We start from the raw sequence: 12,053 nt of genomic DNA, 5'->3' as shown, positions 1-12,053 counted from the left end.
GGTGCGAGTAGCTTCCCAACCACCCCTGACTCTTATTAAGGCACCGAACCCCAGGTTGCGAAACCAAGTCTTCCACGATCCTGCTATATTATTGAATAACTCTTTACCAAACATCAACAATAAAGCAGCATCAATTTTTATGTAAAAAATAAGACCCCCGCCGTCACAGCAGGGATCTTTTTTATGAACAACGATGGCCTGCCACCGATTGTAATATGGCTTTTTGAACGTGCAGGCGGTTTTCTGCCTGCTGGAACACCGCCGAATGAGGTCCGTCTATAACAGAAGCTGTCACTTCTTCCTCACGATGTGCGGGAAGACAATGTAAAAAGTGGACATCTTCCTTAGCGGCTTTCAGTAATTCGTCATTCACCTGATAATCCGCCAAATCCTTTAAACGCACTTCCGTTTCTTCTTCCTGTCCCATGCTCGTCCAAACATCGGTATAGATTACATCTGCACCCTGTACCGCAATCATAGGATCATGTTCTAATTTGACAGAACCTCTATTTTCTTTAGCTGCCTGGTTTGCTTTTTCTACGATTTCATCGTCTGGTTCATATCCCTTCGGTGAAGACACTACGACCTCCATCCCCATCATTGCAGAAAGAATCATAAGAGAGTGGGCTACGTTGTTGCCATCGCCTATATAAACGACTTTAACTCCCGATAATCTTCCTTTCAGCTCAAGGATAGTGAATACATCAGCTAAAGCCTGGCATGGGTGGTATATATCACATAGGCCATTAATAACTGGAATGGTGGCATGTTCCGCAAGTTCAGCTAATTTTTCATGAGATGTCGTACGATACATGATGGCATCTACATAACCTGATAATACTTTTGCAGTATCAGCGATCGTTTCACCACGTCCGATTTGAATGTCCCGACTGTTCAAATAGAGGGCGTGCCCCCCCATCTGAACCATACCTACTTCGAATGAAACTCTTGTACGTGTCGAAGATTTCTCGAAAATCATCCCTAATGTTTTTCCGCTCATCATGTTATTGTGCGGATTTTCTTTAAGGTCCTGGGTTTGTGCCAGAAGCTGAGACACATCCGTTTGTGTGAAATCAAGCCAGCTCAGTACGTTGCGTCCTTTTAATGTGTGGGTGTGAGTCATCATTTCGTCCATTAAGTTCATTCTAAACACACTCCTTTTTTGTATTCCCGGGCAGCGGGGTCGGCTGATATGGGTCGTATGCCAGTGAATCTATATATGCATTGAACGTTGTCGGTTCAGTGAATACGGTGACACCGCTTTTCAATGCCTGGATTCTTTTATATGAATCATCTTTCGAATTTCCATCATTCATATAAACTTTCGCTTCTTTCGTCTGGATCCAATGTGAAAAGCTCAAGGTGCTCGATTTTCCTTTTACAATCGAAGCCGCTTCTATCAAACATACATCCTCATCTTCGTAAGGATTAGGCAGGTGTTCGAACACTTTGGCCATAGCCTCTTCTACGGTATTTCCAAGGCACATTCCTTCTCCCGTGGAAAGCATATTGGCCCCCAGCTTGTGGTCAAGCTCAGGCATGGCATGGGAAGAAAATAAAGGATACTTGACCGCTGCCTTTTGAATGAGTGGCTGTTTCTCATTTCCCAAACTAAAATCAGGATCTTTCACGAGTACTTTTACCGCCAGCTCCACAAGAGATACATCTGAAACTTTACTGATAATCGGCACCGTACGGCTTGCCCTCGGATTGACCTCCAGCACATAAACCGTATCGCCTGACAGTAAAAATTGGATGTTCATCAGTCCATGATAATTTACTTTTTGGACAAGCTGTCGTGCATATTTCTTCATTGTTTCTTTGACCTCAGAAGATAAATTCGTTGATGGGAAGATCGCCATACTATCGCCTGAATGTACCCCTGCCGGTTCGATGTGTTCCATGATTTCAGGAATGAAAACATCGTGGCCATCTGCAACTAAATCAATCTCCGCCTCACTTCCCGTCATAAACTGATCGAGTACGATCGGATAATGACGAGCATCTGTATGTTCCAAAGCACTTTTCAATTCTTTTTCGTTCTCTACTTTGACCATCCCCATGCCTCCGATTACATACGAAGGACGGCAGAGCAGTGGGTACTCATAAGAACTTGCTGCTTCTAATGCTTCCTCCATCGTATGGCACATGGAGCCAGGGATATGAGGGATTTCTAAACGATTCAGTACATCATAAAATTGTTCTCGATCTTCAAGCTGAGCGATCGTATCGATGGGTACTCCAGCTAAAGGGAGGCCTGCTTCATCTAATTCATCCGCAATGTTGATCGCCGTCTGTCCGCCGAATTGGGTGAATATGAGATCGATGTCCTCATGTTCAACTATCGACTCGATTACTTCTTTATTAATCGGATCGAAGTACAAACGATCGGCTGTCGTATAGTCCGTACTCACCGTTTCGGGGTTATTGTTGATCATGACGGTCGTCCAGCCAAGGTTTCGCAGGCTTTGAATCGCTTTAACCGCACTATAGTCGAATTCCACCCCTTGTCCGATCCGTATAGGTCCCGATCCTATAATCAAGGCTTTCTTATTTGATGGCAAAGGTTCTATTTCATTGATTCCAGCATAAGTCGTATAAACATAGTTGGTAGCAGCTTCAAACTCGGCTGCACATGTGTCGACCATTTTATATCCAGGCTTTATGCCGTATTCGCTGCGAATTTTTTTAATTTGTGCAGGGGTCTTCTGCTGCAGTTCGGCTATTTTATTATCGGTAAACCCTTGCACTTTCGCTATTTGTAAAAGCTTTTTATCCAATAAAGCACTTTCAAGTTTTTCTTCCATTTTCACAAGGTTGTTCACGATATTTAAGAAAAACAGATCGATAGCTGTCTCTTTATGAATCGCCTCTACACTTTCCCCCTGCTGCAGTAATTGTACAATGGCGAAGTAGCGTAAATCTGTCGGCTGCTTCAAATGAACATAAAGCTCATCCTCCGGAATGAATGGAATCGATTGATCCATCGAAGATACTGCCTTTTGAAAAGCTCCTTCGAGTGTACGATCAATGGCCATTACTTCCCCAGTAGCCTTCATTTTTGTACCGAGCTTGCGATCAGCTCCGGTAAACTTATCAAAAGGCCAGCGCGGAAACTTGACGACAACATAGTCAAGAGCCGGTTCAAAGCTCGCGTAAGTTGTTCCTGTCAGCGGATTTTTCAGTTCATCCAATTGAAAGCCTAGTGCCAGCTTCGTCGCCATTTTAGCAATCGGGTAGCCGGTTGCCTTGGAGGCCAACGCGGAGGAGCGGCTGACACGCGGGTTTACTTCGATGACATAATAATCTTTACTGTAAGGGTCAAGAGCGAACTGAACATTACAGCCGCCGACAACGTCAAGTGCAGAAACGATGTTAAAAGCTGCTGTTCTGAGCATTTGGTATTCCTGATCCGTAAGCGTCTGGGACGGAGCAACTACGATAGAATCTCCTGTATGCACACCGACGGGATCGAAATTTTCCATATTACATACACTGATACATGTTCCGTTCACATCCCGCATGATCTCATACTCAACCTCTTTGAAACCTGCGATACTTTTTTCGATGATGACCTGGCCGATTGGACTGGCTTTTAGACCATTATGGATCAACTCTTTTAAATCTTCTTCATTGTCCGTAATTCCTCCTCCGCGTCCACCAAGTGTATAAGCGGGACGGCTGATTACCGGATAGCCGAATGTATCGGTGAATTGAAGAGCCTCTTCCACGCTTGCGATGACTTGACTCTCAGGTACCGGCTGATTCAATTCATCCATAAGCTCACGGAACAGCTCCCGGTCCTCCCCTTGCTGTATCGATTGAATACTCGTCCCCAGTAGAGTCAGGTTATATTTTTCAAAAAGATCGTGTTTATCCATTTCTACTGCAAGGTTAAGGGCCGTCTGGCCGCCAAGCCCTGCTAGAACTGCGTCAGGTGTTTCTTTTTTAATAATCGCTTCTATACTTGTGACCGTAAGGGGCTCGCAATATACGGTATCTGCAATTTCATTATCCGTCATTATAGTTGCCGGGTTATTATTGACGAGCACTACTTCATGACCTTCCTCTTTAAGAGCAAGACATCCTTGCGTGCCTGAATAATCAAATTCAGCTGCCTGGCCGATCACGATAGGACCAGACCCGATCACTAACACTTTTTCAGGCATAAACTTTCTCTCCTTTCTTACTTGGTATGTCCGTCAGGAATTCATCGATCAGCCAGAGAGCGTCTTCCGGACCGGGGTTGGCTTCTGGATGAAATTGTGCCGAAAGGATGGGTTTGGATGGATGCAATAGTCCTTCTACCGATCCATCATTCACATTACTGAAACTGACTTCCAGCACCGTATCGTTAAGGCTTTCTTCATCAACAACATAATTATGATTTTGAGAAGTAATGAAAATGCGCCCCGACTGGACGTCTTTCACCGGATGATTCGCGCCTCGATGCCCAAAACTCAGCTTTTTTGTGTCTGCGCCAAATGCCAGAGCAATAATTTGATGACCGAAACAGATTCCTAATGAAGGATAAGCTTCTAGAATTTCTTTTAATTCAGTAAGATACTTTGTCGCATCTTTTGGATCACCAGGTCCGTTAGAAAGTACGATGCCGTCAGGATTCAATTTATAAACGTCACTCAAATTCGTGAATGGAATGACGGTGACTTTCGCTTCTTTCTCAACTAATTGCTCCACAATTGAGCTCTTATATCCAAAATCGATGACTACGATATGTTTCTTACCTTCTCCATAACAAGTTGTATTTGGGTTATACGCTTGATAGATTTGACCCGTAAGCACCTTGTCGGACGGCAAGACAGATTCTTTGGCTAAGGCTCCCTGACAAGTGCCTTCACTTCTGATAGATTTAGTGATCTCTCTTGTATCCACGTCTGTTAAAAATGGAACATTCCATTTGTTCAAATAATCTTTCAATGAAATCGTAGCTTGATAATGAGATACTGTGGCAGCGCACTGAAGCATGACTACGCCGTTGACCTGAGGCTCTTCGCTCTCAAAGTCATCTTCATTGATTCCATAATTTCCGATCAACGGATACGTAAATACAACGATTTGGCCCTTATAAGAAGGATCAGTCAATACTTCTTGATAGCCTGTCATCCCTGTAAAAAATACTACCTCACCTTCAACCGGCTTCTGCCAATCAGAAGAAGCCTCGCCTTGATAGCTTTGTCCCTCTTGTAATGTTAAGAATCCTTGCATCATACTCCACCTCACTGCATTTTTATTAGTTTTTCAGTATTTTTATACATTTATGAAGTTAAAAAACTTCGTAGAAAGGAAGACCCCCTCCCACAAAGTTAAGTGATTATTTATGTGCCGCTTTTTCAAAAGCCAGCACGTTTTCCAAAATCGTAACAGCCTGATCAATCTCTTTATCTGTCACATTCAGTGGCGGCAGCAGGCGAATAACCTGTGGCCCGGCCAGTACAGCTAATAAACCTTTTTCTCTAAGCTTGTGAATGTAATCGATAGCCGGCTCATCAAGTTCTATGCCGATCATAAGTCCCCTGCCCCGGACTTCTTTTACACTCACTAGCGGCGAAAGCTTCCTTTCCAGCGTTTTTCGGAAATACTCAGCTTTACTTTGCACACCTTGCAAAAATTCTTCCGGAAAAATGGTTTGCAGTGTAGCTGTAACAGCCGCTGATGCTAAAGGGCTGCCACCGAAAGTCGATCCATGAGTACCCGCGGTGAATGTCTCTGCTAACTCAGCTTTCCCAAGCATAGCTCCGACTGGAAAACCGCTTCCTAACCCTTTTGCAGAAGTTACGATGTCCGGATCCAGATCAAAATGCTGATAAGCGAAAGGCTTCCCTGTTCTTCCGATACCGGTCTGTACTTCATCGATGATCAATAAAGCACCGATCTGCTGACATTTTTGCTCCACAGCCTTCAAAAACAACTCTGTCCCTTCAACGACGCCGCCTTCGCCTTGAATCACTTCAACCATAATGGCGGCCACTTCTCCGCGATCCGCCAGTTCAAATACAGCTTCTGCATCATTGTAAGGAAGATATTCAAAAGTCGGCAGCAACTGCCCATACCCTTCATGAATTTTAACCTGACCGGTGGCGCTCATCGTGGCGAACGTCCTGCCGTGAAAGGATTGTTTGAACGTTATGATCTTATCCTTTCCTGTATGCTTACGGGCCAGCTTGATGGCAGCTTCATTCGCTTCTGCCCCACTATTGCAAAAAAACGCATAATCCAAATCCGTCGGCCCCGTCAAAAGTTGAGCCGCTTCTCGTTGACCTGGAATTTCATACAAATTGGAAACGTGCCATACTTTTCCGAGCTGCTTTTGAATGGCTTTTTCCACAGCTGGCGGACGGTGTCCTAAATTACATACCGCAATTCCAGATACAAAGTCTAAATAATTCCTGCCTTTCTGGTCAGTCACTACTGTGCCTTCCCCTGATTCAATGGTAAGAGGAAAACGGTTGTAGGTTGGAAATACACTCATTTGACGACTCCTTCCTTTACTGTCTGATGGATCGTGGTTCCTTTAATCACGTCTCCTTGTACTAATGATTGTTCTCCACTTACGACCAGAACTTCATGCAAGTGCTCTGATAAGGCATTGACAGCTGATTTGACCTTCGGAATCATACCTCCATAGATGACACCTGCTGTAATCATGGATTCAATCTCTTCTGGTGTCGTTCGTTCAATAATTTCGCCTTCATTCATAATGCCCGGCACATCTGTTACAAACAATAATTTTTCTGCATTCAGAGCATTAGCTACAGCTGCTGCAGCGACATCAGCATTAACATTCACCATCTGGCCATCAGCTGTAGTTGCGAGCGGTGCAATGACAGGGATATAATCTTTCTCTAAAATCTGCTGGATCAATCCGCCATTCACACCCTCTATTTCTCCAACAAAACCTAGTTTCTCTTCATCGATCAAACGTGCTTGAAGCAAGCCGCCATCGGAGCCTTTAAGCCCTACGCAGGGAACCCCCTGTTTAGTAAATGCGGAAGTTACCTGGGCGCTGACCGTTCCGCCTAACGTCATCGTCACCACTTCAAGGGTTTCTGCCGTCGTTTTTCGAAGACCTTCGAAGAACTCTCCTTTGATATTCAAGTCCTCCAGCAGTGCTGTGATCGCCGGACCGCCGCCATGTACAACTACGCATTGGTACCTTTTTTTCAATTCGCAGAAGCTTTTATAAAAGCTTTCCGAAAGGTGGTTGATCATGCTCCCTCCCAGTTTAATAACGAGGACGGGCTTTTGTTTACGTTCGATAGCTTGCATTGATTTTGACATAGTCATATGTTAAATCACACCCCCAGGCAGTCCCTGATCCCGTTCCTTCTTGCAGTTCGATATTGATCGTCACTGTCTCCTTACTCATATCTTCTTCTGCCTGCTTTTCAGAAAAAGGGCAGGGAGTGCCATCACTGAATACAAGCTGGCTTTCGATGTATATGTTGCAATGTTCAGCGTCGACTTTGGCTTCACTATGACCAATCGCGCCTACGATTCTTCCCCAGTTTGCATCCACGCCGTAAACGGCCGTTTTCACTAAACTGGAGCCGACCACTTTTTTAGCAACAATACGAGCTTCCTCGTTTGTATGAGCTCCTGTGACGTTGACTTCTATCAATTTCGTGGCTCCTTCTCCGTCTTTAGCTATTTTTTTAGCCAAATCTTCGCAGACGAGCTGGAGCGTTTCTCGAAATGCACTCCACTGCGGATGTTCAGGAGAAAGCGGGTTGTTTTCTACTGTTCCATTTGCCATGGTCAGCACCATATCATTCGTCGATGTTTCGCCGTCCACAGTGATTTGGTTAAAGGTTTTTTCGATAGATTGGCTCAAAGCTGTCTGAAGATGGGGTGAATCTATTGCTGCATCCGTAGTGATAAAGCCCAGCATGGTAGCCATATTCGGATGGATCATCCCAGATCCTTTAGCTGCTCCAGCTACCGTAACCGTTTCTCCATCAATTTCGACTTGGTAACATGCTGATTTTTCACATGTATCCGTCGTTAAAATCGCTTGTTGAAAATCATGGGCATTTTCTTTACTCAGCTGAACATTTTGCGAGCCGTATTCGATCTTGTCCATTTCCAGCTGCTGACCGATGACACCTGTTGATGCAACAGCGACATGATCTGCAGGCAGCTCATAACGTTCTGCAATCAGTTCTCTCATTTTATACGCATTCTCAAGACCTTCTTTTCCTGTGCACGCATTGGCAATGGCACTATTTACGGCTATAGCTTGAATTTTGTTACAAGAAGCAATACTCTCTTGGGTAACCTTTAAAGGAGGAGCTTGAAAGTGACTTTGGGTGTAAACGGCCGCGACAGAGGCGGGCTGAACACTCATCAATAATCCATAATCTTTTTTGGCTCGTCGCAGGCCGCAATGCAGTCCTCCCGACATAAATCCTTTAGGCGATGTAAGAGTTCCATTCTCCACCTTTGAAATCTTGTGCGCGTCCGTTATTTGAATCAATCGCTCTCTCCCTTTCTATTCGTTATGGATATACAGGGACTTGCATCAGCCCTGTTGTTTCATCTATTCCTTGTGTCAGGTTCATGTTCTGGACAGCCTGGCTGGCAGCGCCTTTCATCAAGTTGTCAATGACAGCTACTATTGTCAGTCTCCCTGTACGTTCATCCAGTGCGAGCCCTATGTCACAATAGTTGGATGCATATACGTCTCTCGTACAAGGGAAATCTCCTGCTCTCCTTACTCTTACAAATGGATGATCTTTATAGGCCGTCTGATATAATCCGACCAATTCTTCTAAGCTGAGTACATTATTCAGCTCTACATACATCGTCGCCATAATTCCTCGAGTCATGGGAACCAAGTGGGTGGAAAATGTAATAGGTTCCGTTTCTTCATTCCAATTTCCGAGTTGCTGCTCAATTTCTGGTATATGTTGATGCTGATTTACTTTATATATTCGGAAGTTTTCCTGAGTATTCGCAAAGTGGGTCACGTGATTAGAGTTTTTACCCGCTCCTGACACTCCGGACTTAGCGTCGATGATGATTCGGGAAGGGTCTGCTAATCGTTCATGCACGATAGGTCCTAACCCAATTAACGCAGCTGTCGGGTAACATCCAGGATTGGCGACTATTTTTGCAGATTGGATCGCTTCCTTGTTCCACTCCGCAAGTCCATAAACCGACTGTTTTAGTACTTCCTCTGAAGCAGGGGATTTTTTATACCAGGCTGCATACTCTTCTGGACTGTTAAGACGAAGGTCGCCCGAGAGGTCGATGACAACTCCCTTGCCTCCTGCAAGCTGTGGCGTAAGTTCACTCGAAACTCCTGCGGGCGTAGCGAGAAAAATGACATCCAGCTGCTGCTTCATTACTTCCGTATCAAGGTCTTTTAAAACATATTCTTCATTGTTCAAATGGCTGTATATCTCTTGAATAGATTCTCCACTTTGTGAGGAAGAATATAGATTGATAGTTTTTACTTCTGGATGATTATATAAAAGCCTGAAGAGTTCTACTCCTCCATATCCTGTCGCTCCGATTATTCCGATATCCAAACTTCAGTCACCTCTTTTTCAATTATGTATAATTATTATATATACCGTATATTTATGACATTATTACCCCTGTGATAAAATCTGTCAACAGCTCGGGATTAAATTTTAATTTCAGGGATATAAAATACGTTAAACAATGTCAGTCACACGTTGTTGGTAAGCGCTTTCAACAAAAAATATATTTTTTTTGATCCTCTCTCGTTAATAGAGCCGTTATTTTTGAAATAGATAGAAATTTACATATACGAATATTCACTGAATATACGGAATAATGGTAAATGATTGCATAAAAAAAACCAGCATCATGATGCTGGTTTTTGCACTCACTAGATATCAAAAGATTGAAAAATACTTCTGTCTGGAAGTTTATACTCTTCTCTTCCTAATAGATGGTTGATAATAACTTTATTTCGGTGTACGGCTAGACCCAGGTTAGTTGAACCTACCCCGTGGGTATGAGAGATCCCGCTATGAACATAAATTTCGTTGTCGGTTTCTTCCGTTTTCTTTAAACGATAGTCCGCTTCAACCTTATAACGTCCTTTTTCATCCCATTCTAAAAAATCACTTAAATAATGAACGAAGTCCGGCACGTGAGGCTTATATCCTGTTGCGGTTATGACGACTTCACTATGATGTTTGAATGTCTCTTTTTTCTGCCAGTGATAGCAATCGAGAACATAACCAGAGCCGTCATCCTTCTCCTCGATTCCTCTCACTTCACTTAAGACTTGCATACCAACATTCAGTTGATCTTCCCCAATGGAGTATTCATACAGAAGATTGTAAATATCTTCGATGGTATGATTACTGATGCCTTTGTAATACAGTCCCTGATTCGCAAATATTTCATCTTTATCCTTTTGGGGAAGCTGATAGAAATATTTCACGTAATCTGGAGAAAAGTGCTCAAGACTCAGCTTCGACTCTTCCATGGATTCAAAGCTTGCCGAGCGTGTAATCCAGTCGAGACGAAAGCCGCAATCCCTTTGTTCCTTGAGTAATTCCCGGAAAGTTTCTGCTGCACTTTGGCCGGAACCTACAACGGTTACAGATTGAGCACTTCGGCAGCGATCCTGGTTCGGGACATAATCTGCAGTATGGAAAACATCTTCTTCAGGGAGCCCCTTAAACGATTTAGGCATAACGGGTACACTTCCCGTCCCCATGACGATATGCTTCGTTTTATAAACGTTCAATTGGTTTGTTTTTAAATCCTTTACCGTGACTTCAAAATAATCTTCATGTTCTTTCACATGACGAATGCTTGTTACTTCTTGTCCAAACTGACAGCTCGAAAGCCTGCGGGAGACCCACTGACAGTAGTCATTATACTCTCGACGCGGGATATCGAGTCTTTGGAGGAAGTAGAACTGATACATACGATCATTTTTACTTATATAGTTGAGGAAGCTATGCTTGTTCGTCGGATCTGCCATCGTCACAAGGTCTGCGAGGAAAGGGACTTGAAGCTTAGTGCCTTCGATCAACATGCCTGGATGCCAGTCGAATTGCTCTTTCTGCTCAAAAAAGACACTGTCAACATCGTCTATTTCATCTAATAAGGCGGCTAGGCTCAAATTAAAAGGGCCAACCCCCACCCCAATCAGGTCGTGCATTCTATCATGCTGTTTCATTACTCATTCACTACTCCTTTTTTCAAAAAAAGCCTGCGCGCTAAGAATCTTTCGCTTTTCTCATGGTATCATATTCCCTTTGAAATATATAAAACTTTCTGAGAATGAGTTTACAGAAAGAACTATTTCATTTGGCTCTGTTAAATTTCCGTATTGATATTCATAAAAGCTCCCTATTCTTGAAGAATCCGTTTCGAGACTTTTGTATGAGAAGATGGTGGCTTTAGAAAACGGATCGCTTTCCGTGGGCATGTGGTGAGCTTCCTCAGGCTTCGCCTTCCGGGATCTCACCGATCATGTACATCCCACAGGAGTCTCACCGTTTTCTAAAGCCACCATACGATGGGAAGGGGCTCGAAACTATACCAAGTTTAAAAATATTAGCCACTGATTGGAAATATTAGAAAACACCGTGTACTCCAAGAGTCTAGCCTTTTCTTGTGGCTTCTTGCCTTTGCGAGGATAACGAAAACATTTTTTTGAGGTGCTTCACTTAAAAAATAACTGCTCTTGAGTGATCACCAGCGATACTTTTGTATGCATGCAAATGCTTGGACCTACCTTAAAGTGCAGGAAGTTTATAAACTAAAATGCTATAAACAGAGCACTGGAGTTAATGATCCCACTATTATTGATAAGGTTCTTTTTAAGCTATTTCGAGAAGCACATTTATAGTGAGGGCGGCGGGGAATGGGGAGACTCCTGTGGGAAGAGAGTGCTTGGTGAGATCCCGCAGGACGGGACGTCCGAGGAAGCTCACCGCGCTCCCACGGAAAGCGAGTCATTCCCCGCCGCCCTGTTCCTCCCACCCAATGCCTCGAAATCAAGTCTTCCACAATGCTGCCATATATACCTTTTGGCTTCT

At 43.8% G+C, this 12,053-nt stretch carries 8 protein-coding genes; all 8 read right to left on the bottom strand.

Going from position 1 to position 12,053, the window contains the following annotated elements:
* Positions 1–181: 181 nt before the first annotated feature.
* The gene (gene argF / locus LF817_RS06315; protein WP_253934936.1) at positions 182–1,144 is read right to left on the bottom strand and encodes an ornithine carbamoyltransferase; all 963 of its coding nucleotides are present in this window, start codon (positions 1,142–1,144) and stop codon (positions 182–184) included.
* 1 nt (position 1,145) lies between these two features.
* Positions 1,146–4,169: a carbamoyl-phosphate synthase (glutamine-hydrolyzing) large subunit gene (gene carB / locus LF817_RS06310; protein ID WP_253934935.1), complete on the bottom strand. Its 3,024-nt coding sequence runs from the start codon at positions 4,167–4,169 to the stop codon at positions 1,146–1,148.
* The gene (locus LF817_RS06305; protein WP_253934934.1) at positions 4,162–5,226 is read right to left on the bottom strand and encodes a carbamoyl phosphate synthase small subunit; all 1,065 of its coding nucleotides are present in this window, start codon (positions 5,224–5,226) and stop codon (positions 4,162–4,164) included. Before LF817_RS06305 ends, carB begins: the two co-directional genes overlap by 8 nt.
* Positions 5,227–5,332: 106 nt before the next feature.
* Positions 5,333–6,490, bottom strand: a complete 1,158-nt coding sequence (locus tag LF817_RS06300; RefSeq protein ID WP_253934933.1) for an acetylornithine transaminase — start codon at positions 6,488–6,490, stop codon at positions 5,333–5,335.
* Entirely contained in the window at positions 6,487–7,305 is an 819-nt protein-coding gene (argB, locus tag LF817_RS06295; protein WP_253934932.1) for an acetylglutamate kinase, read from the bottom strand. Before argB ends, LF817_RS06300 begins: the two co-directional genes overlap by 4 nt.
* Positions 7,268–8,494: a bifunctional ornithine acetyltransferase/N-acetylglutamate synthase gene (gene argJ, locus LF817_RS06290; protein WP_253934931.1), complete on the bottom strand. Its 1,227-nt coding sequence runs from the start codon at positions 8,492–8,494 to the stop codon at positions 7,268–7,270. The genes argB and argJ overlap by 38 nt, the downstream gene beginning before the upstream one ends.
* Positions 8,495–8,516: 22 nt before the next feature.
* Positions 8,517–9,551, bottom strand: a complete 1,035-nt coding sequence (gene argC / locus LF817_RS06285) for an N-acetyl-gamma-glutamyl-phosphate reductase (RefSeq protein ID WP_253934930.1) — start codon at positions 9,549–9,551, stop codon at positions 8,517–8,519.
* Positions 9,552–9,877: 326 nt separating this feature from the next.
* Positions 9,878–11,188: a lysine N(6)-hydroxylase/L-ornithine N(5)-oxygenase family protein gene (locus LF817_RS06280; protein WP_253934929.1), complete on the bottom strand. Its 1,311-nt coding sequence runs from the start codon at positions 11,186–11,188 to the stop codon at positions 9,878–9,880.
* Between the last annotated feature and the right edge of the window lie 865 nt (positions 11,189–12,053).

The sequence above is a fragment of the Halobacillus sp. A1 genome, from assembly GCF_024189295.1.
In the GTDB taxonomy this organism is placed as follows: Bacteria; Bacillota; Bacilli; order Bacillales; family Halobacillaceae; genus Halobacillus_A.
The sequence above is the reverse complement of the archived record's forward strand: the minus strand, read 5'-3'. Positions and strand labels throughout refer to the sequence as shown.

What these genes read in the sequence shown, in the direction of transcription:
- LF817_RS06300 (WP_253934933.1), bottom strand. Translation starts at nt 6,490, where the DNA reads ATGAGTGTATTTCCAACCTACAACCGTTTTCCTCTTACCATTGAATCA.
- LF817_RS06305 (WP_253934934.1), bottom strand. Translation starts at nt 5,226, where the DNA reads ATGCAAGGATTCTTAACATTACAAGAGGGACAAAGCTATCAAGGCGAG.
- argB (WP_253934932.1), bottom strand. Translation starts at nt 7,305, where the DNA reads ATGACTATGTCAAAATCAATGCAAGCTATCGAACGTAAACAAAAGCCC.
- LF817_RS06280 (WP_253934929.1), bottom strand. Translation starts at nt 11,188, where the DNA reads ATGAAACAGCATGATAGAATGCACGACCTGATTGGGGTGGGGGTTGGC.
- carB (WP_253934935.1), bottom strand. Translation starts at nt 4,169, where the DNA reads ATGCCTGAAAAAGTGTTAGTGATCGGGTCTGGTCCTATCGTGATCGGC.
- argF (WP_253934936.1), bottom strand. Translation starts at nt 1,144, where the DNA reads ATGAACTTAATGGACGAAATGATGACTCACACCCACACATTAAAAGGA.